The organism is Psychrobacter sp. CMS30 (assembly GCF_904846565.1).
GTDB classification, from domain to species: domain Bacteria; phylum Pseudomonadota; class Gammaproteobacteria; order Pseudomonadales; family Moraxellaceae; genus Psychrobacter; species Psychrobacter maritimus.
The window spans coordinates 115997-140421 of sequence record NZ_CAJHBF010000007.1; the positions used below are offsets into that span (position 1 = coordinate 115997).

22 protein-coding genes are annotated in these 24425 nt (G+C 44.3%); 10 read left to right on the forward strand and 12 right to left on the reverse strand.

The features are described 5' to 3' along the window. Positions 1–342 precede the first annotated feature (342 nt). Positions 343–663 (reverse strand): transposase, encoded by a 321-nt coding sequence (locus JMX94_RS13265; protein ID WP_374220402.1) that lies wholly within the window; start codon positions 661–663, stop codon positions 343–345. A 216-nt stretch (positions 664–879) separates the two neighbouring features. Then, a complete protein-coding gene (locus tag JMX94_RS13270; protein WP_227673526.1) occupies positions 880–1185 on the reverse strand; it encodes an IS630 transposase-related protein in 306 nt (101 codons plus the stop codon). Positions 1186–1274: 89 nt separating this feature from the next. On the opposite strand from JMX94_RS13270, the gene JMX94_RS05565 reads away from it, so the two are divergent. The 5 genes from JMX94_RS05565 (at position 1275) to JMX94_RS05585 (ending at position 6626) form a co-directional block, all read left to right on the forward strand. After that, entirely contained in the window at positions 1275–2489 is a 1215-nt protein-coding gene (locus JMX94_RS05565) for an IS256 family transposase (protein ID WP_201563965.1), read from the forward strand. A gap of 334 nt (positions 2490–2823) precedes the next feature. Continuing rightward, a complete protein-coding gene (locus JMX94_RS05570; RefSeq protein ID WP_201563967.1) occupies positions 2824–3861 on the forward strand; it encodes a DUF1852 domain-containing protein in 1038 nt (345 codons plus the stop codon). 54 nt (positions 3862–3915) lie between these two features. After that, positions 3916–4944, forward strand: coding sequence for a methionine synthase (locus tag JMX94_RS05575; protein WP_201563969.1), 1029 nt, complete (start codon positions 3916–3918; stop codon positions 4942–4944). A 148-nt stretch (positions 4945–5092) separates the two neighbouring features. Further along, positions 5093–5584, forward strand: a complete 492-nt coding sequence (locus JMX94_RS05580; protein WP_201564009.1) for a flavin reductase — start codon at positions 5093–5095, stop codon at positions 5582–5584. Between the two features lie 217 nt (positions 5585–5801). Next, a complete protein-coding gene (locus JMX94_RS05585) occupies positions 5802–6626 on the forward strand; it encodes a sulfite exporter TauE/SafE family protein (RefSeq protein WP_201563971.1) in 825 nt (274 codons plus the stop codon). 192 nt (positions 6627–6818) lie between these two features. Here the strand turns inward: JMX94_RS05585 and glmS are convergent, their stop codons facing one another. From glmS to hisF, 7 genes are all read right to left on the reverse strand, one after another. Continuing rightward, positions 6819–8663, reverse strand: a complete 1845-nt coding sequence (gene glmS / locus JMX94_RS05590; protein WP_201563973.1) for a glutamine--fructose-6-phosphate transaminase (isomerizing) — start codon at positions 8661–8663, stop codon at positions 6819–6821. 257 nt (positions 8664–8920) lie between these two features. Continuing rightward, positions 8921–10303 (reverse strand): bifunctional UDP-N-acetylglucosamine diphosphorylase/glucosamine-1-phosphate N-acetyltransferase GlmU, encoded by a 1383-nt coding sequence (gene glmU, locus JMX94_RS05595; protein ID WP_201563975.1) that lies wholly within the window; start codon positions 10301–10303, stop codon positions 8921–8923. Positions 10304–10543: 240 nt separating this feature from the next. Continuing rightward, the gene (locus JMX94_RS05600) at positions 10544–11134 is read right to left on the reverse strand and encodes a phosphatidylglycerophosphatase A (protein ID WP_201563977.1); all 591 of its coding nucleotides are present in this window, start codon (positions 11132–11134) and stop codon (positions 10544–10546) included. Positions 11135–11137: 3 nt separating this feature from the next. Next, the gene (gene thiL, locus JMX94_RS05605; protein WP_201563979.1) at positions 11138–12196 is read right to left on the reverse strand and encodes a thiamine-phosphate kinase; all 1059 of its coding nucleotides are present in this window, start codon (positions 12194–12196) and stop codon (positions 11138–11140) included. Positions 12197–12198: 2 nt separating this feature from the next. Then, positions 12199–13386: a transcription antitermination factor NusB gene (gene nusB / locus JMX94_RS05610; RefSeq protein WP_201563981.1), complete on the reverse strand. Its 1188-nt coding sequence runs from the start codon at positions 13384–13386 to the stop codon at positions 12199–12201. A 319-nt stretch (positions 13387–13705) separates the two neighbouring features. Continuing rightward, entirely contained in the window at positions 13706–14236 is a 531-nt protein-coding gene (gene ribE, locus JMX94_RS05615) for a 6,7-dimethyl-8-ribityllumazine synthase (RefSeq protein WP_183621061.1), read from the reverse strand. A 190-nt stretch (positions 14237–14426) separates the two neighbouring features. Then, entirely contained in the window at positions 14427–15209 is a 783-nt protein-coding gene (hisF, locus tag JMX94_RS05620) for an imidazole glycerol phosphate synthase subunit HisF (protein ID WP_201563983.1), read from the reverse strand. A 180-nt stretch (positions 15210–15389) separates the two neighbouring features. Here hisF and JMX94_RS05625 point away from each other — a divergent pair, with 180 nt between their 5' ends. From JMX94_RS05625 to JMX94_RS05635, 3 genes are read left to right on the forward strand one after another with little or no spacing between them, the layout of a single operon-like run. Then, on the forward strand, positions 15390–16577 hold the full coding sequence (locus JMX94_RS05625) for a homoserine kinase (protein WP_201563985.1): 1188 nt from the start codon (positions 15390–15392) through the stop codon (positions 16575–16577). A 49-nt stretch (positions 16578–16626) separates the two neighbouring features. Beyond that, complete coding sequence (locus JMX94_RS05630; RefSeq protein WP_227673527.1) at positions 16627–16938, forward strand: hypothetical protein; 312 nt, start codon at positions 16627–16629, stop codon at positions 16936–16938. After that, positions 16939–17847: a class II glutamine amidotransferase gene (locus JMX94_RS05635; protein WP_201563987.1), complete on the forward strand. Its 909-nt coding sequence runs from the start codon at positions 16939–16941 to the stop codon at positions 17845–17847. 34 nt (positions 17848–17881) lie between these two features. Here JMX94_RS05635 and JMX94_RS05640 read toward each other — a convergent pair whose 3' ends face one another. Both JMX94_RS05640 and JMX94_RS05645 read right to left on the reverse strand, forming a co-directional pair. Beyond that, positions 17882–18433 carry a YchJ family protein gene (locus JMX94_RS05640; protein WP_201563989.1) on the reverse strand — a complete coding sequence of 184 codons (552 nt, stop codon included), beginning with the start codon at positions 18431–18433 and terminating at the stop codon, positions 17882–17884. 44 nt (positions 18434–18477) lie between these two features. Beyond that, positions 18478–19194, reverse strand: coding sequence for a metal-dependent hydrolase (locus tag JMX94_RS05645; protein WP_201563991.1), 717 nt, complete (start codon positions 19192–19194; stop codon positions 18478–18480). A 114-nt stretch (positions 19195–19308) separates the two neighbouring features. Between JMX94_RS05645 and JMX94_RS05650 the strand changes: the two genes are divergently transcribed. Beyond that, positions 19309–20322 carry a DUF3025 domain-containing protein gene (locus tag JMX94_RS05650; RefSeq protein ID WP_201563993.1) on the forward strand — a complete coding sequence of 338 codons (1014 nt, stop codon included), beginning with the start codon at positions 19309–19311 and terminating at the stop codon, positions 20320–20322. Positions 20323–20751: 429 nt separating this feature from the next. Next, on the forward strand, positions 20752–23559 hold the full coding sequence (gene acnA, locus JMX94_RS05655) for an aconitate hydratase AcnA (RefSeq protein ID WP_201563995.1): 2808 nt from the start codon (positions 20752–20754) through the stop codon (positions 23557–23559). Between the two features lie 97 nt (positions 23560–23656). Here the strand turns inward: acnA and JMX94_RS05660 are convergent, their stop codons facing one another. Continuing rightward, a complete protein-coding gene (locus JMX94_RS05660) occupies positions 23657–24310 on the reverse strand; it encodes a LysE family translocator (protein ID WP_201563997.1) in 654 nt (217 codons plus the stop codon). Positions 24311–24425: the final 115 nt, after the last annotated feature.

The following is a 24425-nucleotide window of genomic DNA, read 5'->3' on the forward strand; positions in this document are numbered from 1 at the left end:
AAAAATGGTAAGTAGTGTAATTCTAAGCGGGGCGCTAAGGTGACTACGTAATAAGTATATGATGAGAATTGTTGGTAGGGAGCGTGATGTTACTTATTGTCTTATACTTTAAGGATAGCTAATTAAGAATATAAAACCCGTTGATATAAACTTAATTCAGTAATATTCTGAACTTAATAGCTACTTATTTTAATTAAATTTTCCGTTGATTGGTGATTAAACATTGGTTTTAAGTTTTAAAAAAATTCGCTCATATTAATAATAAGAAGGCGAAGGATTTAATGTAATATTCATTGAGGTTTAAATTAGGGAGTTTCCTAAAAACTGTGTAACTGCTTATAGTCAGTTCACAATAAAATAAATACAGCCCATATCCTGAAATAGCTTAGGCAGATTATTCTCCATCCACCCTTGGCGTAGAAACTTAGCTTGAGCCCATTTCTTTTCAATGGGGTTTAGATCAGGACTGTAGGGTGGCAGCCATAGAATACGATGGCCGTGCCTGTTCAGTAATTTTTTAATACGCTTGCTCTTATGAAAGCGGGCATTATCCATAACGATCACGCATTTAGTCTTGAGACTTGGAATAAGCGTATATTTGCACCAGTCATAAAATATATGGCTGTTGATGTTTTGTTCAAAGTAATCAAGCGCAAACAGCATCTTTTATACAAAGCACCGATGACATTAGTGCGCTTTTTGCTTGCCAGTTGAAGCTGTCGATACAGGGTTTGCCTATCGGTGAGTATCCGTAAGGTCTTATAGTTTCAGCCTCAAAGCCGCTCTCATCCATATACACAATGGGATAGCCTTGCTGTGTAAAGCTATCAAGCTTACTCTGATACGACGCTCTTTTTATCAGGCAGGCTTTTGGATGCTCTAAGGTCTTTTTTGACTGATACCTAGGCGTTTTAAAGCGTTGTGCATGCCGCTCTTACTACAGTTGAATCGCCTAGCTCGCTCATACAAATAGTCATCTGGATGTTGTTCAACGTCTTTTAAGAGTGCTTCATTCGGTATTTTAGTCGGTGGTTTATTCCGGGTTTGTTTGATACTTGAATCTTTGAGCCAGCGCTGTAATGCGGTTTTGCTAATATTATAAAAAGTACAAGCCTGACGGATACTCATATCTTTGCTTTTGACACTTTTAATCACTTGTGCTCGAAAATCTGCTGAATAGGTCATTTGTTATTCTGCCATTTCGTTTGTTTTAAAACAATTGTATCTTATTTAAAAAGAACTTACTATATAATCCACTAACCGGAGAATAAGCAATGACTACCCAATCTGACATTAAGAAACTGGCCGAGCAAATGGCTGGTAGCATGAACAGCTTTGATGACATCAAAGACTTTCAAAAGCAGCTCATGCAGTCGTTTATCGACACTGCACTAGAAGCTGAGATGGAAGACCATCTCGGCTATCCTAAGCATGAGAAATCAGACAAGCCAAACAAACGCAACGGTCACACTAAAAAGACCGTCCGCAGTGACACAGGCGAGCTTGAGATATCCACCCCAAGAGACCGTCATGGTGACTTTGAACCTACACTCGTGCGCAAGCATCAAACCCGTATTAGTGGCCTTGATGACAAGATCATATTCCTTTACGCCAAGGGTCAAACCACCACCGAGATCGTAGAGAGCATTAAAGAGCTCTACGATGTCGACATCTCAAGCTCTCTTGTCTCAAGAGTCACCGATAACATATTAGAGGACATCACCGCTTGGCAGAACCGGCCGTTAAGCAGTGTTTATCCTATCGTCTATCTGGACTGCATTGTGGTCAAGGTACGTCAAGACAAGCAGATCATCAACAAGGCGATCTATCTGGCCTTAGGCGTGGGACTTGATGGTAAAAAAGAGCTGCTTGGTATGTGGTTATCAGAGAATGAAGGCGCTAAGTTCTGGCTAGGCGTTCTCACTGAACTACAAAACCGCGGGGTACAAGATATCCTCATTGCCTGTGTCGATGGTTTAAAGGGCTTCCCTGATGCCATCAACACCGTTTATCCCAACGCTCAGGTTCAGCTGTGTATCGTGCATATGCTGCGCTATTCAATGAAGTTTGTGCCATGGACGGATAAGAAGGCCGTAGCAGCTGATTTAAAAGCCATCTACGGCGCTGATACGCTTGAGATAGCAGAGGCCAATCTCGAGCACTTTGATGAGGTGTGGGGTGATAAGTATCCGCATGTCATCAAGTCTTGGCGCAATAACTGGGAGGGCTTAACGGTGTTCTTTGAGTATCCTAAAGACATCAGAAAAGCGGTTTATACCACCAATGCGATAGAGTCGCTAAACAGTGTGATTCGGACAGCGGTGAATAAGCGTAAGGTGTTCCCATCTGATCAGGCAGCTTTCAAGGTGGTGTACTTAGCCACCCAGCAGGCATCCAAAAAATGGTCGATGCCGATTCGTAACTGGACGTCTGCTTTGAATCGCTTTATGATTATGTTTGATGACCGTATTAGTAAGCATTTAATCTAAATGGCAGTTACACAGAATCTGGGATGGTTTCTTAAATTATTACACTTTAAATTTTACCTTATATATATATTTAAATTTTCATCAATTTCTGAGTTACTCCCTAACTCTCTAAGAGTATCTTCGCTCGTCGTAAAGATGATTCCTCTCAAAGCAATCCTTCAAAATCCCCACTTTCCAGTCCTTTTCTCATAACCTATTTTACCAACATGAATTTTACTCATCTTTAATTTAAATAGTATCATTTTTATTCATGATTGGGTTCAGGTATGATTCATCTCATACACAAATTTGGTTTTATCTCGACAATGAGAATAGATTAGGGTAGCGGATTATCATGAGTAAACAATTTACCTGTTCAATTAAGCGCATTCGTTTTGATGAAAACTATCATCCTGCCGACAGCACGCGTCTGACCACTAACTTTGCAAATTTGGCGCGCGGTGAGCATCGCCAAGAGAATTTACGCAAAACATTAACCATGATTAACAATCGTTTTAACGCCTTGGCGCATTGGGATAACCCGACCGCAGACCGTTATTCTGTTGAGGTTGATATCATTTCTGTCGATATGGATGTCGCAGGTAATGGTGATGCATTTCCTGTCATCGAAACGCTAAAAACAACGATTATTGACCATAAAGACAACAGCCGTATTGACGGGATGATTGGCAACAGCTTCTCCTCTTACGTGCGCGATTATGACTTTAGTGTGGTGCTGCCAGAGCATTTCGATAAACATCCTGCATCGCAACCGCCAGAAGATTTTGGCGATTTACATGGCAAATTGTTTCAATATTTATTGAACTCAGAGGCTTACCAAGCCAACTTTACTAAAAAACCGGTCATTTGTCTCAGTGTGTCTACCAGTAAGACCTATCAGCGTACGACCAATCAGCATCCGGTATTAGGGGTTGAGTACAGATTAGATGGCTGCTCTTTGAACAAGGGGTCATTGACCGATGAGTACTTTTCCAAAATGGGCTTAACCGTACGCTACTTTATGCCTGCAGGTAGTGTGGCGCCTTTGGCATTTTATTTTGCCGGTGACTTACTGACGGATTACAGCAATTTTGAGCTGATTAGTGCGATCAGTACCATGGAGACTTTCCAGAAAATCTATCGCCCTGAAATTTACAATGCCAACTCAAGCGCAGGTCAAGTCTATCAGCCGAGTTTAAACTACCAAGATTATTCACTGACGCAAATTGTCTATGACCGCGCAGAACGCAGTCAAATGGCGGTGACGCAAGGTAAGTTCACAGAAGCGCAATTTATTAAGCCCTACCAAGACATTCTTGAGGAATGGGCAGCAAACTATGATGTGAATGAGCATACTGTAGAAAAATATGCGGCTAAAAAACAGGCAGCCTAAGCAATCTAATTCTAGCCAAAATATAAAATACGAATGAATAAGAAGATGAATCCCATGACAATATTATTACCGACATCAACAGCGGGCAGCTTGCCAAAACCTTCTTGGCTTGCCGAACCTGAGAAAATCTGGTCACCTTGGGCATTAGAAGGCGAGCAATTGCTTGAAGCCAAACAAGATGCGCTACGTTTAACATTGCAAGAACAGCGACATGCAGGGATTGATATTGTCAGTGATGGCGAGCAGACGCGTCAGCATTTTGTCACCACCTTTATTGAACATCTTGATGGCATCGATTTTGAGAATCGTAAAACCGTTAAAATTCGTGATCGTTATGAGGCCAGTGTGCCGTCAGTGGTTGGCGCGGTAAGTCGTCAAAAGCCTGTATTTGTTGATGATGCGAAGTTTTTACGTCAGCAAACTGATCAGCCGATCAAATGGGCGCTGCCCGGTCCGATGACGATGATTGATACCTTATATGATGGTCATTATAAAAGCCGTGAAAAATTGGCTTGGGAATTTGCTAAAATCCTCAATCAAGAAGCGCGAGAATTAGAAGCGGCGGGTGTAGATATCATTCAATTTGATGAACCTGCGTTTAACGTGTTCTTCGACGACGTCAACGACTGGGGCATCGCTACTTTAGAGCGTGCGATTGAAGGGCTGAAATGTGAAACAGCAGTGCATATATGCTACGGCTACGGCATCAAAGCCAATACCGATTGGAAAAAGACACTGGGTTCAGAGTGGCGTCAATATGAGCAAGCCTTTCCTAAGTTGCAGCAGTCGAATATCGATATTGTCTCGTTAGAGTGTCAAAACTCACATGTACCGATGGATTTGATAGAACTCATTCGCGGTAAAAAAGTGATGATTGGTGCCATTGACGTTGCAAGCAATACCATTGAAACCCCTGAAGAAGTGGCCGATACACTACGCAAAGCGCTGCAATTTGTTGATGCGGACAAGCTCTATCCTTCGACCAACTGCGGCATGGCACCGTTATCGCGCCAAGTGGCACGCGGTAAATTGAACGCGTTAAGCACAGGCGCGGCAATCGTGCGTCAAGAGCTAACGGCTTAGGATTTATTAACTAAACTGATGCAAAATTTAGCTTTTATAGGTTGGGTCTTTAACTCCGCCTATAAAAGCTTGTTTAAACTCATGAGTGACCTCAGTTATCAATGTACATACTGACTTAACATTTAGGATTGCAGCAATGAGTAAAGATGTGATTGAAGCAACCGACTTTAGAGATGCCATGTCTTTGTTGACGACAGCCGTCAATGTGATCACCACCAAAGGCAGCTCAGGTGCTCATGGGTTTACCGCCTCGGCGGTATGCAGCGTCACCGATACACCGCCAACCTTGCTGGTCTGTATGAATCAAACGGCTCGCTCACATGCCCATTTTCTTGAAAACAAAACCTTGAGTGTTAATGTGTTGGGCGCACAGCATGAATCTATATCCAATGCTTTTACTTCTAAATTATGCTCAGAAGAGCGCTTTGGGCACGGTGCTTGGACGACATTAGCTACAGGTGCGCCTATTTTAGCAGATGCATTGGTCAGTTTTGACTGTGAGATTGAGGACATTCAGCAAGTTGGCACGCATAGTGTCTTTATGTGCAGAGTTGTCGCCATCAAACAAGGTGAGAGCGATGAAAGTTTGGTGTATTTTAACCGTGCTTACCATCAAGTAGGTCAGGTAGAAATCATTTAAGCTGACTTTCTGACATTGATTATCTAATGGTCATTTAACTATAGTCAGCTCAATATCAAGAAGATACAGTGAAACTGGAATGAATTTTTTGTAGCCTCTGTCGGCGTAGGCACAGCAAGCTAGAAAAATTTGTACCAGTTTCACCTTGTCAGATAACGTATTCATTTTATTTTGTATCGACTATAAAACTATCATTTAACCGAGAAGTAACTATCCTGTGGAACTAATCATTTTCTTAATAATAGGCGCTCTAGCGGGATTTGCTGCGGGGCTTTTTGGTGTGGGCGGCGGCACGATTATCGTACCACTGTTATTTATCGTCTTTACCCAAATGGATTACAGTCCTGACAGTATCATGCATTTGGCCTTAGGTACGTCGCTGGCGACCATCATTGTTACCTCTATCAGCTCGCTTATGGCGCACAATAAAAAGGGCGCGGTCATGTGGCCGGTCTTTAAAAACCTAGCACCCGGTTTAGCGATTGGCTGTTTTTTAGGGGCAGGCATTGCAGGACAGATATCTGGGCTATATCTTCAGCTTATCGTTGGCGTGTTTTTGCTGTGGGTCGCTTATAAGATGTTTTTCGGTGGTCAAAAACAGGTCGTTAGTCATGCTAATGATGTCGCTGGCGTTAATACAGAACTGCCTTCAAAACCTAAGCAACTAGCAGCAGGCGGGGTGATTGGTATTGCTTCTGCCATTTTTGGTATTGGCGGCGGTAGCTTAACCGTACCTTATTTAACGCGTTACGGTGTGGTCATGCAAAAAGCCGTTGGCACGTCAGCAGCGTGTGGCTTGCCCATTGCCATTGCTGGAGCGTTAGGCTTTATGTTCTTTGGGATGCAGCAACAAGTTGATGTGCCCAATACCATTGGCTTTGTGCACATTTATGCCTTTTTAGGGATTAGTATCATGAGCTTTTTCACTGCGAAGCTAGGCGCGAAAGTCGCCCATATACTATCACCAGAGCTTTTAAAGAAATGCTTTGCTGTATTATTAACCGTGGTGGGATGTTATTTCCTTTTTAAAGGATTAGTTTGAGCATAAAAAAAGCCCTCACTGCGGTGTTAAACAGCAGCAAGGGCTAATAGTTGAGTCAATAGTATGATAGGTAATTACTCAGTATGATACTTTATTACTCAGTATGATACTTTATTACTCAGTATGATACTTTATTACTTAGTATGATACTTTATTACTCGCTCACAATAGATACCAGCTAATTAGTAAACATTATTCGACTGTTACTGATTTTGCAAGGTTGCGTGGCTGATCGACATCTGTACCGCGCATCACGGCTACATGGTATGACAACAGCTGCACCGGCACGCTATAGACGATAGGGGCAAGCGTCTCGCACACATCAGGCACATAGACCACGTGCATTCTATCTTCTGCAACCATCTTGCTTTCTTCACTGGCAAATACAAACAGCTCACCGTGGCGCGCGTGTACCTCTTGCATGTTGGCTTTTAGCTTATCAAACATACTGTCTTTGGGTGCCAACACCACGATAGGCATGTCTTTATCGACCAATGCCAATGGACCGTGTTTTAGCTCGCCTGCTGCGTAGCCTTCGGCGTGAATGTACGAGATTTCTTTGAGCTTTAGCGCCCCTTCTAAGGCGATTGGGAACTGTAAGCCACGACCTAAAAACAAGCAGCTTTTCTTATATTCAAAATGCTCACTCATGACTTTGATAGGCGCATCAAGGTTCAAGCTGGCATGTAGTTGACCGGGTAACTGTTGCAATTGACCAAGTAAGGTCGTCAGGTTTTCGCCAGTCATACGCTCTTGTACGACACCCACTTTTAAGACGAGTAACATCAAAGCGGCAAGCTGAGTCGTAAAGGCTTTGGTAGAAGCAACGCCAATCTCGGGGCCTGCAAGCGTGGGTAAAAAGATATCCGTCTCACGTACCAAAGACGATGTTGGTACATTACATAAGGCTAAACTGACTAGGCCTGTTGGTGTGTGCTTTTGAATATCACGTAGCGCCGATAAGGTGTCTGCGGTTTCACCAGATTGCGAAATACAAATCACTAGTGTGTTATCGACGACAACCGGATTGCGGTAGCGGAATTCACTAGCAACCTCAACCGAACACGGCACACGAATCAGGCTCTCAAACCAATATTTAGCCACCAAACCTGAGTGATAACTGGTACCACAAGCGATGACTTGGACGTGTTTAATGCCTTTTAATTGCGCTTCATGACGCTGTAAAAAATCATCGCGTAATTTAGCGGTTGTACCGTTATCAACTGCCATCTCCACGGTTCTTCTGACAGCATCTGGCTGCTCGTAGATTTCTTTGAGCATGTAATGCTTAAACTCGCCTTTATCGGCATTATGCTGCGCGGCATCAATTTCATGTATCTCACGCTTTACTTCGACACCATCGGCGTAAACCTGAATGCTACTACGCGTCAATTTGGCGATATCGCCTTCTTCTAGATACATAAAGCGATTGGTGACCGGTAATAGGGCTAATTGGTCAGAGGCGATAAAGTTCTCGCCGATACCCACACCGATGACCAAAGGCGAGCCTAGACGGACGGTAATCAGCTCTTCTGGGCAGTCGATATGTACAATACCAAGGGCAAAAGCGCCATGTAATAAAGGAATAACGGCGCGCACCGCTTCTAGTAAATCAGGCGTTGTTTTGTAGATGTCATTGATTAAATGGGCGACAACTTCGGTATCCGTTTGCGAGGTAAACTCGTAGCCTTTGGCAACCAGCTCTTCTTTTAGCTCGGCATAGTTTTCAACGATACCGTTGTGGACGACAGCGATTTTACCTGATACGTGCGGGTGGGCGTTACGTTGTGCAGGTTCGCCGTGAGTCGCCCAGCGGGTATGAGCAATACCGATATGACCATCGAAAAATTCAGGGTTGACTGCGACAGCATCGACCAGCTCTTGCACTTTACCCACTTGACGCTCGCGATGGAGCTCGCTATTACGAATGACAACCAAGCCAGCGGAATCATAACCACGGTATTCTAGGCGTTTGAGACCCTCAAGTAAGATATTGGCGATATTACGCTCAGCCACTGCTCCAACGATTCCACACATAACTATTCCTTAAATTCGATATTTCATGTTTTGGTTTTTCAATGCTTAGATGTTTTACGATTATATTCAGTTATTAAATAATAGAACTTTATATTAGGTCAGTGCGCGACTTTTGCGCTAACAATCCTGACGCTATAAATATAAGGAAGCAGCATCACAAAGATTGTCATGCTGCTTATTATTGTTTAAATTAAATGGTGTCTAAATTAAATAGTGTTTAAATGAACAGTTTTCAACGTGCTTTTGACTGACCATTACTATTTTGATTTTTTAGTCGGACGCTGAAAGTCATCTTTCTGGGTTTGGCGTGCTCGCCCAAAGGCTAACGCTTTACTATCGACATTTTTAGTAATCACGGAGCCTGCGGCAACCGTAGCGGTATCACCAATGGTTACGGGCGCAACCAAACTGGCATTAGAGCCGATAAACGCATTGTCTTCGATAATGGTTTGTGATTTATTTACGCCGTCGTAATTACAGGTAATGACACCCGCGCCGATATTGACATCGGTGCCGACCGTTGCATCACCAACGTAGCTTAAGTGATTAACCTTACTGCCATGACCGATAGTCGATTTTTTAATTTCGACAAAATTACCAACTTTACTATTGTCAGCCAATACCGTTTCAGGACGCAGATGGGCAAAAGGACCAATATCAACGCCAGCACCAATCTCAGCGCGATCAATCACGCAGTAAGGTTTGATATGACAGGCGTTGCCAATACGGGAGTTTTTAATCACACAGCCTGCTTCGATATAAACGTTATCGCCTAAGACACAATCGCCCTCAAACACCACGCCAACATCAACAAACACATCTTGACCGGCAGTTAAGGTGCCACGAATATCAACGCGACTCGGGTCAGCAAATTGCACACCGGCTTCTTGCAAGTCTGCAACCAGTTTACCCTGCCACGTGCGCTCTAAGCTGGCAAGCTGTTGGCGGTTATTGACGCCTTCAATCTCAAAGGTATGCTCAGGCTCAATCGCAACGATATTAATGCCTTCAGCGACCGCCATTTTAACGATATCCGTCAGATAGTATTCTTGCTGCGCATTGTCATTAGACAGCTTTGGCAGATATTTATGCAATAACGCGTTATCAACGCAGTAAATACCGCTATTAATCTCTTGAATTTTTTGCTCATCGGCGCTGGCATCTTTTTGCTCGACGATGGCTGCGATATTGCCGTCTTTATCACGTTTGATACGACCGAGGCCAAAAGGATTGTCTACTGTCAGCGTCAACATCGACATACCGTCAGTATTGGCAGATTTTAAGGCCGTTAACGTCTGGCAGCTGACCAATGGCACATCGCCATAGAGAATCAGACTTTGGCCTTCTTTTGGTAAATCAGACAGCGTCACTTTTACCGCATGTCCTGTTCCTAATTGTTCAGTTTGGGCGACCCAAGTAATAGGCAGGTGCGCATATTGCTCATTAATATCTGCTTGGACTTGCTCGCCACCAAAACCATGAACGATGATGGTGTCATCAACGGTTAATTGATGACAGGTATCAAGGACATGACCCAGTAACGACTTGCCAGCCAGTGTCTGCAGCACTTTTGGCTTGGCCGACTGCATACGCGTGCCTTTGCCCGCCGCGAGGATAATTACCGAAAGAGGAGATGTCATAATAGCCTACAAATGTAACAAAATATAAGAGTGAATTATAGCGTAAATCGTCATTTAACCAAAATGCTATGTCGTGACATCTTTGTAACCTCGATTGCTTGTGATTGGCTTATAAAGTACTTAGCAATTGGCTAGCGTCAAAAATGCCGCACTAAAAAAGCGGGCAAGTAACAAAAGACCATGAGCCATAAACAACGATGGATTATCAAAGACAATAGGTTATAAAATATAACAGCGTGGCTAATTGGCTAATTGAAGAATAGTGGTATAAATAATCACCCAAACGGCTGCCGCCATGATGCCAGCGATAATATCATCGAGCATAATACCTAGACCGCCTGCGACTTTTTTATCTGCCCAGCCAATCGGTGGTGGTTTAATAATGTCAAAAAAGCGGAATAATATAAAGGCGATAATAATGGCAACAATAGAAGAGGGTTGGGCGATATTTTGCCAGAAATTTCCGTTGGCGATACCCATATAAGACAGCGGCAGTAGGGTAAGCCACATACCGGCCCATTCATCCCAAACAATGTGCGGGTTATCATGACCGCCCATCAGCTCTGAGGTACGACCGCATATCGAATTACCAAGCAAACAAGCTAAAATGGTAATAATCAGAAATGGCACAAAGCCTAAGCTCATCAGTGGGATGGCGACGATTAAACCGCCAACCGTGCCCCAAGTGCCGGGTGCACGGCGCGGCAGACCACTTCCTAAGCCAATACCAAGCCAATAAACCAAACGGTCAGGCAGACTCGCATTGGCGGGTAGCGGCGGGCAATCATTGGCTTTACGGATATCAGGCTTAGATAGGTTGTGATCAATCATGGGCTAACCTGCAAAATGTTGATAACCCGTCAGATTGGGCCAAGTAGAAAAGGGGGCAGGATGAGCCGCTGTGACTGGCTGTCCTTGATAAAAAATCTCTGGTTGTACATTTTTAGCAGCATCTGTTGTGCTTGCTGCGGCTATCACTTCACCGATACAGGTGACAGGCGTGTTGCTACTATTATCAATCGGTGGCGCGATATGGGCAGGCAAGGTAAAAGCCAGCTCATAATCATCGCCGCCCGCCAGCTGACATAATAAGCGCTCAGTTAACTCGCTGCTTGCCAACGCTTTACTGGTAGGCAGCTGCTCAAGATGTATGCGCATACCAACGTTACTTTGCTGGCAGATATGACCAAGGTCTTGATATAGACCGTCAGAGATATCTATCATTGAAGTTGCACCAAGTTTTGCTAGTGTTGAACCTAGTTGAATACGCGGCGTTGGCATATGTAGACGATGGGCAAGCTCTACGCCCTGAGCATTATCAGGATGCTGTAGCGCATAAGCGGCGTCGCCAAGCGTACCTGAGACATAGATTTTATCGCCGACTTGCGCGCCTGATCGGTACACAGCTGGCGTGCTTGCAGCAAGTAATCCTTGCGCGCTGACACTGAGTATCAAGTTATCACTGCGCGTGGTATCACCGCCAATAAGCGTCACACCAAATAGCTGGCAGGCGTGAAATAAGCCTTTGGCAAATTCAGTCAGCCATTGCTCATTCGCCAAACGCTCAGGTAAGGCTAATGCCAATAAAATACTATGCGGGGTTGCGCCCATCGCGGCAATATCGGAGACGTTGACTGCGACAGCTTTATAACCGATGGCAAAAGCGAGCTTATTCACTTGCTCCCAATCAGCACTAAAGTGACGCCCTTGAACGAGCGTATCAATACAGCTGACCAAGCGCGCGCCTGCAGGCAAGCTCATTACCGCAGCATCATCACCAATGCCCTTTTCGACACCGCCTTTATCAACATTGACTTTATCGACAGTGCTAGACGATGACGGCGCCGCTTGCATTTGGGAAAATATGCGCTCAATCAGCTCAAACTCATTCATGACTAGTCTTTACTTTTTGTATCAGCATCATCTGACGCAATGTTATCTAAGTTGTCTGACGTAGTATTATCTAGCTCAGTATCGTTTAACTCAGTATCGTTTAACTCAGTATTGTCTAACGAGCTGCTATCTGAATCTGAGTCAGCGCTAACGATATTAGAGTCGTGTAGGGCAATATCGGCGGCACTACTGTTCTCGTTGCTGGTGTCATTGCCATCTGCGCTACTATCTGCATTACTGCCCTCGTCACTGACATTGACATTATCAGCCGACGTGCTTTCTGCGACAGGATTTTCTTCGACAAGCTGTTCATTAACAATAGGATCGGCAACAACGACATCTTTAGCCGCTTCGTTTTGCTTACTTATCTTATAATCAATGATATTTGCTAATGCTTTACTCGCGCTATTACGTTTAACACTGGCATTATTGGCACTGATACGCGGTTTGTTTGAAGCAGTTGACGTGCTGTCGAGTTCAGATTCAGCAGTGCTTTCACTAGCTTCTTCAATATTAGGAGATTGAGCTTCAGCCTGCTTAGTCTTAGATTGAGTCGTCGCTTTTTGTGACGTGCGTAGATTGGCTTTGCTATCTGCGTCTACTTCAAGCACGCGCAATTCAACCGCCATTTTATCAAGGACAGCATTAATCAATTTATGCGCATCTGTAGCGCCAAAATGATTATTCAGCTTCATCGCCTCATCAAGCACGACTTTATACGGAATCTCTAAGCGGTTTTGTAGCTCATAGGTACCAATTAATAAAATGGCGTGCTCGACGGTATCAAGCTTATCGATTTCACGATCAAGATGTTGACTGATTAACGCATCGAGGGCGTCAATTTGCTCTGGAATATCGCGCATCATTTCATGGTAATAGCCGATATGTACGGTATGCATGGCATTGGTCGCACGGGTACGGGCAGCGATATCATGCGGGGCATTGGCTTTCCAGCCAAGCTTGCCATCGATATCAAAACGGCGGTCAGTAACGAGCCATTCGTATAGACCTTGCATGGCAAAGCGACGAGCCTTGCGCACCGCGGTGTGGCTGGTCTTATAAGTGGTTTCACTCATATCGAAGGTTTGATCGCCCGCACTACTGCTTGCGATACGCGTCGCTTCAGCTTGTCCATCAGTGAGTTGTGCGGTTTGCGCAGCGCTAATAGCGCGCTTGAGTTGGTCAGTCATAAGGGGTTTGTACCTAGGTTTTAAACAAATATGTGATAAGCAATTATGGGATAAGCAATAGCATAAAATATGTTAAATAGTAATCGGCTGACAGCTATGACAGTCGAGTGTTGCAGCGGCGCTTGTTAGCGCCGTTTACAATGTTTTTTAGAGCACTGTTCTTTGTAGCATTATTCTTTATGGCAGTGACACTGTGGCTATTTATAACAAACAATAGCTTATAAAAACCACAGTGCCCATTAAGCTGCTTAAATAAGCAAAAACACTCAATAAAATGACGGTTTAATTAAGCGTCACCCTTAAGCATCGTCGCTATTATCTAAGCATTGTCGCTACTATCATAATCATCATCAATATCTAACTGTGATAGTACCGCAATCATCTCTAACACCACCATCGCCGCTTCTGAGCCTTTATTACCGGCTTTGGTGCCAGAGCGCTCAATCGCTTGCTCGATGCTGTCAGTGGTCAATACGCCATTGGCAACAGGGATATTATAATCGATAGCAACACTGCTTAAACCTTTGGCAGATTCGCTGGCGACAAAATCAAAATGCGGCGTGCTACCACGGATAATCGCGCCTAACGCAATGATAGCGTCAAAGCGGTCAGATTCAGCAGCGCGCTGGGCAACCAATGGCAACTCAAAGGCACCCGGTACGCGAATCACGGTAATATTGCTACCCAAAACGCCATGACGTAGTAGCGCATCGATTGCGCCATCTACCAATGATTCAACGACAAAACCGTTAAAACGACCAACGACGATACCGATACGCGCATCTTCATTTTGATGTAAATTACCATCGATATGGGTCACATCATTGCGCTGCTGTTGTAAATTCGACATAAAAATATCCTTTGCTGAATGGGCTTTTAATAAAATATAGGAATCTAAATATAACGCTGGGTTCAAATCGTTTATTTAAGCGGTTAATTATCCGTTAAATAAGCCATTAAATGAACGAAAATCAAATGATAAGAAGTAGTTAGCGCTATGATAACATTTTTTACCGCTGTATTTGTATTTTACCAAGGCGTTATAAGCGCATTGCTATGCCTTGTGCTGCCATATATTCTTTGGCTTCTTGCACCGTATATTCACCAAAGTGGAAAATACTGGCCGCAAGTACCGCATCAACGCCGCCTTCTAATACGCCTTCTGCTAAATGTTCTAAATTGCCAACGCCACCTGAAGCAATAACCGGTACATTAACGCGGCTGGTAATCTGCTTCATTAAAGCTAAATCATAGCCTTTTTTGGTGCCGTCACCATCCATTGAGGTGACCAATAATTCACCAGCGCCAAGCTCCGCCATTTTGATGGCCCAAGCGACGGCATCGATACCGGTTGGCTTACGACCACCGTGGGTAAAGATTTCCCAACGCGGCACAATAACACCATCAACCGTGATATCTGCAACGCGTTTGGCATCGATAGCCACAACGATACATTGATTGCCAAATTTCTGCGCCGCTTCCCCAACAAATTCAGGGGTAAATACCGCCGCAGAATTAATCGCCACTTTATCCGCGCCTGCATTGAGCAAGTTACGAATATCAGCGATTTTACGCACACCGCCGCCAACTGTGAGCGGTACAAACACGGTTTCAGCCATACGCTCAACGGTATGATAAGTGGTATCGCGCTCATCATTGGTCGCCGTAATGTCTAAAAAAGTAATCTCGTCCGCGCCTTGCTCGTTGTAGCGCTTAGCGACTTCAACGGGGTCACCTGCGTCTTTGATATCGACAAACTGCACGCCTTTGACCACACGGCCATTATCAACATCCAAACAAGGAATGATACGCTTTGCTAACATAGGGTCTTTCACCTTATAATCAATTTATCCGTAAGCGCTAGTCTAGCAAAATCGCCGCCATATCAGGCAGCTTTTCGTAAGATTATTATGCTTTTAACCAAAGTTTGCTCATGCGCGGTACAATCACTGTCATTACCGTAGCCATTTACCTTCTTATTCCATTGCCATAAGTGAGATGTCATGTCCGTCTATACCCAGTTAACCGATGATCAGTTTGCCGCTTTTTGCCAGCGTTTTGGCGTGTCTTTCGCGCGTGCCATTCCGATTACCCAAGGTATCAAAAACTCTAACTGGTTTATTCAGACGACTGACGATGTAGATGGCGCGCACTCTTATGTATTTACCTTATTTGAAGAGCGTCCACCAGAAGACATCGAAAAAATGGCGGTTATCCTCAATCAATTGGATGGTAAATTACCGGTCGCCGCGCCGTTAGCATTGCTTGATTTAGGCGCTGATAGCGCAGAAAAATGCTATGTCATTCATTATGACAATAAAGCGATTACGCTAGTGCCTTGTTTGGCAGGCGCGCATCCACAGCAAACCACACAAGCGATGTGCCATGAGATTGGTGCCGCTTTAGCCATGCTGCATGAGACCTTACAAGCATTACAGCCTGCGGAAGAATATGGCGTACCTTTATATCCATGGGCGGATGTGCGCGACCGTGAAATGCAGTTTATGCCCGGTGACGAAGCCAAGCTCATGAGCGATATTTGGCGCGCTTACTCAGATTTGCCGCTTGCGACTTTGCCAAAAGGCTTATGTCATTTAGACATGTTCGCTGATAATACCTTATGGGACTTATCGTTAAATAATAGCCAAAAAGGCGCAGAGCGCTTAACGGGATTGCTGGACTTTACCGAAGTCAGCGTTGAGCATTATGTGATGGATATTGCCATTACCATTAATGATTTTTGTACCACCTGGGGCGATGCCGAGCAGGGCGAAACCGTCAATTTTGACCGCAGTAAAATGGCGGCTTTTTTGCAAGGCTATGAATCCAAACGTGCGCTTGGCGAAGATGAAAAACGCGCCTTACCAGTAATGCTCGCCAAAGCGGCGGTGATTTTTTGGCTATTGCGTTTAAACGTTATCCACTATAACCGTACCGAAGGTCGGACTGGCGATAATATCATGGTCAAAAACCCTGACCTGATGAAACGCTTAGCTGCTTATCATTGGTCACATGTTGAAAAAGCGCAAAATACGGTCTTTGTATTGTTAGATAATGAATCAGCGGCGCAAAAAAACACTCAGATAATCGGTATTTTTAGCAATATCACCCAAGCTGAGCAAGCACGTGATAAATTAAGTAATAGCAGTGATTTTGCAATCAAAGAATATACGCTCGACCAATTAGCATAGATTGTTATTGTTCGACCATTCCTGTATCAAAACCATAAAGGCGGATTCCATGACCGATCAAGTTGATAACTGGCACAAACTGGCACGCTACGATACCAATATGCAAGGCGAGCTGCATGCCAATTTGCTGCGTAATAACGGTATTACGGTGTCTCTGCAACCGCTGAGTGCCATGCCCGGTATGAATTCTGGGATTGTGCTGTGGATACAGGATACTGATTTGGCGCATGCGCAGCGTATCTTGGCGAATATTGACACCGATGGGGCCACGCCTTATGAGATGTTTGATGAAGTGTCAGAAGCTACTCTAAACCCTACTTTAAATCCTGCACAAGACGACAACAACGGCGGTGAAGTATAAATGTGTCAACTCTTAGGAATGAACTGTAATACCCCAACCGATATAGGTTTTAGCTTTGCAGGGTTCCGGCGTCGCGGCGGCATGACTGACAGTCATGAAGATGGCTTTGGTATTGCGTTTTTCGAGCGCAGCGAATGCGCTAATAATGATAAAACAGACAATGCCTCGACTGGTCTGCGTCTATTTCATGACAATCGACCAAGCCATTTGTCGCCCGTTGCTGATTTGGTTAATAATTATCCAATTAAAGCGATGAACGTGATTGCCCATATCCGTAAGGCGACCCAAGGGCAGAATTGCTTGGCGAATACCCATCCCTTTGTCCGCGAAGTGTGGGGCGAGCAGTGGGTGTTTGCCCATAACGGGCAGATGAATAGCGAGTTTATTAAACGCTGTCAGCGCCTGCAAGACAACGGTAATGCCTCACATTGCCAACCAGTCGGTAATACCGATTCTGAAATGGCGTTTTGTTACCTTGTTAATCGCTTAAAAAGCAGCTTTAAAACCCGCCCAGATGATCAGACGCTGTTTAATTTTTTAACCACCCAATGTCGTTATCTATCCGCAAACGGTTTGTTTAATTGCCTAATCTCAAACGGTCGGTGGCAGCTGGCTTATGCTGGTAGCTTATTGTTTTATCTCACGCGTAAAGCGCCATTTGGTGAAGCAAAGCTTGCTGATGATGATTTGGCCATTAACTTTAGCGATGTGACCACAGACACCGATAAAGTGACGATTCTAGTGACGGTGCCATTGACTGAAAATGAAAAATGGCAACAGTTGGCGGTCAATGAATGCTTAATATTCCAAGATGGTGATGTCATTTATAAAGACAGCCCAAGTCAGCGCAAATTTTTGACCGTTGAGGAAGGAATTGCGGTAGCACGCGCGGTTGGAGCGAGTGTTTAGGGTCGAGCAATAATTAATATTGGTTAAATGTCAGTTAGATATAAGCGCCACAACAACGCTTAAACTTCTCACCTGAGCCACAAATACATGGCTGTTTTTGGGTGACAGTCATTTCTACTGTTGGGTCGAGGAAGTACCAACGCGCATCATTGTTCGCTTTGTCTGTTACTTTTACAAAGGCAGACAACTCATGATGCGCCTGTAACTCATTAGACGTCTTAAAGTAAGCCTTAAACTCAACCTGCGCATGGCGTTTACCTAGCTTTGGCGTATGCGTAATGATTTCCAATCCTGCCCAGTCCGTCTCTTTTGCCCAATTCTCAATTGCCTGAATATCTAGCAATTTTTGCTGCCCGGGTAGCGTCGTCTTGACGATGTATTCTGGTTTAATCAAGACAAAGGCGCTATAACGCGACCGCATAAGACGTTCAGCAGAGTCTGGCTTTACGCCATTATCTTTATCAGCTTCGTTATTTAAAAGTCCGTCATGATAAGGCTGGCAGCAATCTTGATAAAGTAGCGGCGCGTGAATGTCATCCGATGACGGATTAATTTGGCAAGGGCAGATTGGTAGGGAAATTGACATTATTTACTCAAGTTGTTATTTATATTATTAGCGATTTATAAGTTTCAATTGAGCCAGTTTTTTATCAATTCTGGCCATAGGCCGAGTTTAAGCTTTGCCCAAGGCGTGGGGTCACGTAGCTGCTGCCAAAACTCATCAAATGGCGGCGCAAAATATACCAAGAGCGCAAGGATAACGTACAGTAGCAGATACCACCATTTATCTTTATGCTGATAGAACTTCATCGCTGTACCCGATGAGCGCTTCATTTTCATATTGGACAAATTCACACTATATAGCTCATCCAATGCCAAATGTACCATCGCGCCGCCAAATAAAAACAAGCCGTAAAACCAGCTAACCGTTAACGATAAGTTTAAAATATCATAGCTGACATAGGTCATTCCAAGCCCCATTATCGCCATATAGGGCACCGAATGAATGACACCACGATGCACGGTCATATTGGTAAAAATCGAAAATACCACATAACGCATAAAGCCGTAGCCGGCCAGCCATAACGCTATCAGCGCCAGTAAACTCAGCTCACTGCGCCAATGCATCACCAGACCAAAGGCAAAAATAAACGAGGTAATATTAAAACCAAGCTTAATCGGCGTTGAATTATCGGAATCCAAATCAGGTAACAATCCCCCGATGGTACCGAGTGCCACGCACATCAAGAACCCTGAATCATCAATCAATCCGGCTTTATAAACCGTTAGACTCATCGTACCACTGACCATGAATGCAACATTTAAGTGGGTGTTAAAATTTGCCATAAAAACTCATCAATAAATAGCGCGCGAAAACGTTATTTCGAGCGGCTTGTCTAGCCGTAAAAAAGCGCTCCATGATACCATAGCAAAGCCAGTCGTCTAATAGAGATAGTGAACATGATCGCTACTGATTTACCTGCTAAGCCTTATCCAACTGCTTCTTCTGACGCTTCTATTAATAACCCGTCTGTATGCGCCAGCACGCTTGATGACAGCTTTGCTGCTATTGACTGGCAAGCGCCATGGCTCTGTCACTTAAATCAGTTAGGCTATATAAGTAAAGCCATCACAAAGCTAAGTGGCTTAAAAAATGAGCCTGCTCAGACAGATAAACTCGAAAATACACCTGATATTATTGCTAAAGTTTTAAATACAGCGTTGCAGCAGCAGGCTGATGATTTACAACAGCCATTACCGCAAACCAAACCTGCACTAAACAATCAAGCCCAAACCTTACAATTTGTCTCGCAAAATGCCTTGCCAGCAGGCGAGGCGTACGAGAGTTTTATCGGCACGACCGGTAATATTCCAACCCGCGATAACTTGCATGATTTATTTAACGGTAGTATTTGGCTAACCTTTCCCAAGACCAAAGCATTGCTGAATTATTATCATATGCTCGAAATCAATCAACAAGGTATCGGTGCCAGTCGCGGGCGTGTCCGCGATATCATTACCGTATTTGATGAAAATGGCGCAATATTAGTCACCGCTAATGCAAGTATCGGTAAGGCATTGATTGATTTTGATTGGCAGGCAAGTTTGGTTGCATCGCGTGACAAGTGGGATAAGCCACAAGCGCTAAATAGCGACTCTCAGGCGGCAGTTTATATCTTTGGTCATGCATTATTAGAGAAGCTACTTCAGCCACGCAAGGCAATATGCGCCCATAGTATCGTGATAAATGTCACGCCAGATTTTTTTGCCTTATCGCTATCTGAGCGCATTAGTCACTTGGATAAAAGAGTAGCTGATTATATGGAGGCGTTATTATCACAGCTGGATGTGACACCGCGCAAACTGTCTCCATTACCCATTTTGGGGGTGCCGCACTATTGGGCAGAAAATGCCCATTCGAGCTTTTATGATGACAGCCAAGTCTTTCGGAGCGGTCGTCGCCGTCAAACGTAGAATACAATGAAGCACCCCGCCAGTTAATCGTTAAAGCTTATCCGCTAAAGCATTGCCGCGTTTACGATTGTGCCACGATTCAACACCATCTAGACGTTAACAAAGGGCGGGTTATTTGTTATGGTAAAAGGGCGTTACTGTTAAACGCTAAACAGATGCTTATAGCTTTTGTTAACGTCGCTGTATTAATAAAACCGTTATTAACACAGGATTTGTTAAAGAAAAAGCACAGTTGGCTATTGTTAAACATTTACCTATTGTTAGTAACTAAAATAGCCATTCAACTTAACAAATTCATTTAATTTAAGAACAACTAAACTACCATCTATTTAGCCACCAGTTATCAGCATAAATGCTTATTGATTGATAGTCATATTAGTTCAAGAGTCATTTATGTTCAGGATCTATAACAACGATAAGGAAGCTACCATGAGTGATATTTTTAATGTAAAAGACACCATTTCGGTCGATGGCAAGGAGCATGCTTATTACAGCCTGCCAAAGCTGACCAACACTTACGAGAACATCAGTAAGCTGCCATTTTGTATGAAAATCGTCTTAGAAAACCTATTACGTAATGAAGATGATGGCCAATCTGTCGGTAAAAATCACATCGAAGCGGTTGCCAATTGGGACGCAGGTGCAGAAGCGTCAAAAGAAATTGCCTTTATGCCAGCGCGTGTTGTCCTGCAAGATTTTACCGGTGTACCATCGGTGGTCGATTTGGCAGCGATGCGTGATGCAGTCGTTGAGCTTGGCGGTAACGCTGAGCAAATTAACCCGTTTATCCCAAGTGAATTGGTCGTTGACCACTCTGTACAGGTCGATGCCTATGGCCGCGAAGATGCACTGGATTTAAACGAAAAGATTGAATTTAAACGTAATAATGAGCGTTATGAGTTTTTACATTGGGGCAAAAATGCCTTTAAAAACTTTGTCGTTGTACCACCAGCAACGGGTATTGTGCATCAGGTTAACCTTGAATATCTAGCCCGCGTGGTCATGGCTGCTGATGTCGACGGTGAGTTGACTGCGTATCCTGATACGGTGTTTGGTACGGACAGTCACACCACGATGATTAATGGTATTGGCGTCCTTGGTTGGGGTGTTGGCGGTATTGAAGCGGAAGCCGCAATGCTTGGTCAACCATCATCGATGCTGATTCCACAAGTCGTTGGCTTTGAGCTGACGGGTAAATTAACCGAAGGCGTCACCGCGACGGATTTGGTATTACGTGTGGTTGAAATGCTGCGTGCGCATGGCGTGGTTGGTAAGTTCGTCGAATTTTACGGCGAAGGTCTACACAGTATGCCACTTGCTGATCGTGCAACCATTGCCAACATGGCACCAGAGTATGGCGCGACTTGTGGTATTTTCCCGATTGACCAAATGGCGATTGATTATCTACGTCTGTCAGGTCGTGAAGAAAGCCAGATTGAGCTGGTTGAAAAATATGCCAAAGCGCAAGGCTTATGGCACGATGCCGATACGCCAGCAGCGACTTACTCAAGTAAGTTAGAGTTGGATTTATCATCCGTACAGCCAGCACTTGCCGGTCCGAACTTGCCGCAGCAGCGTATCAATCTATCTGATATGCATGAAAAATTTGGTGAAACCTTAACGGCGATGACCAAAGACCGTAAAAAAGAAGTTGAAGCTAAGGTACGCTTTGATGAAGAAGGCGGTAAGCAAGATCAAGCAAAAACTCTGGCGGCAAAACCCAATCCTTTCTGCGCGGAAGGCAGTACTTATTGCACGGTCAAAATCGAAGATGAAGAGTATAGATTGCGTGATGGCTCTGTCGTTATCGCGGCGATTACTTCTTGTACCAATACCTCAAACCCAGCAGTGATGATAGGTGCAGGTCTGGTTGCGAAGAAAGCCGCTGCAAAAGGTCTAACGGCTAAGCCATGGGTTAAGACTTCACTGGCTCCCGGCTCAAAAGTGGTAACTGATTATCTTGAAAAGTCTCAGCTAATGGATGAGCTGGAGAAAATTGGCTTCTACCTAGTTGGTTATGGCTGTACCACTTGTATCGGTAACTCAGGTCCGCTATTAGGGGCGATTGAAGAGGCTATCGAAGAAGGCGATTTGGTTGCCGCAGCTGTACTCTCAGGTAACCGTAACTTTGAAGGTCGTATTCACTCACACGTCAAAGCCAGTTATTTGGCGTCACCACCGCTCGTTGTTGCGTATGCGCTGGCAGGTACTGTCGATATTGACTTAACCACGCATCCACTAGGTCAGGATAACGACGGTAATGATGTATTCCTAAAAGACATCTGGCCAACGTCAGAAGAAATTAATGAGCTGATTGCCAATAATATCGACGCCGATATGTTCCGTAAAAACTATGGCGAAGTGTTTGACGGTAGTGCCGCATGGAACGCCATTAGCTCAGCTGATAGCCAGCTGTACCCATGGAGTGAAGAGTCTACTTACATTAAGAACCCACCGTTCTTTGATGGTATGACCATGGAGCCGGAAGGTATCCTCGATATCGAAGGCGCGCGTATCTTGGGTCTATTCGGTGATTCAATCACCACTGACCATATCTCACCAGCCGGTAATATCGATGCCAATTCTCCTGCGGGTAAGTACTTGCAAGAGCGCGGTGTAATGGAAGCCGACTTCAACAGCTATGGCTCACGCCGTGGTAATGATGCGGTCATGACGCGCGGTACTTTTGCCAATATCCGCATCAAAAACACTATGATGGGCGGTAAAGAGGGCGGCTACACTTATTACTTCAATGGCGATAGCGCGACGCTACAAGACGGTCAAGAGATGGCCATCTATGATGCGGCGATGAAGTATAAAGAAGACAAGCGTCCGCTCGTGGTACTTGGCGGGGCAGAATATGGCTCTGGCTCTAGTCGTGACTGGGCCGCGAAGGGTACGATTTTGCTTGGCGTAAAAGCGGTATTGACCAGCTCATTTGAGCGTATTCACCGCTCAAACCTAGTCGGTATGGGTGTGTTGCCATTAACCTTTAAAGACGGTGAAAATGCTGCGACCTATAATTTAGACGGTTCTGAGGTGCTTAGCATTACAGGCCTGAATAATGGCGAAAGCAAAACCGCCAAGGTTACGGCCACACGTGCCGATGGTTCAACTGAGAGCTTTGATGTCAATGTCATGCTACAGACGCCAAAAGAGCGCGAATACGTGCGTCACGGCGGTGTATTGCACTATGTGCTACGTCAACTGGCAGCTGAGAGTAAAAATGCTGCTTAATAGCTAGCTCTATTTATAATAAAAAAGCCCAGTCCCAGTTAAAGTAGGGATTGGGCTTTTTTGTACAGAATGCTTTTTTATACGTTGCTTTTTACCTTCAACCCTTATCAGTCAACAGTTTAATCCCCAAGCCAATAAATACCACACCGCTTATTTTATTTAAAATCACTTCGATAGAGGGGTTTTTTCTCAGGTTTTCACTAAACTTCGACGCCAACAATGCTAAGCACAAGCACCATATAAAGCCAGTAACAGCAAAGGTCAATCCTAAAATGATAAACGACACCATGCTATAAGCATAACTGGCATCGATAAATTGAGGGAAGAATGCCAAAAAGAATAATGCGACTTTTGGATTAAAGGTATTGGTGAGTACACCTTGTTTATATATTTGCCAATGATCTAGAGTCTTAGCGGACGAAGATTTTTCGTTTTCTTGTAAACTCTCGGCTATCAAAGGCTGCTGCTTGCTCATAAGCATTTTTACGCCCAAATAACATAAGTAGCTAGCACCGATATATTTGACGATCATAAATGCCAGTGGGGAGTTTGCCAAAATGATGGACAAGCCCAGCGCTGCTAACAACGTATGGACTAAAATGCCTGAGATGATACCTAACACAGAATAAAACCCTGCTTGGCTACCCTGTGAAATGCTACGAGTGATGATATACATGCTATCACTGCCAGGGGTTAGGTTTAGCAAAATGGCCGCCATGACAAACCCTAGATAATTCTCAATACCAAACATAGCCAATACATCCTTGTGATAGCTTCAAATATCTATAGTTTATAGAGCGCCTTTACCTTGCATTCTATCAATATTCCCAAGGACTTATACAGTCTTGATAGCCGTTTTTAAAAAC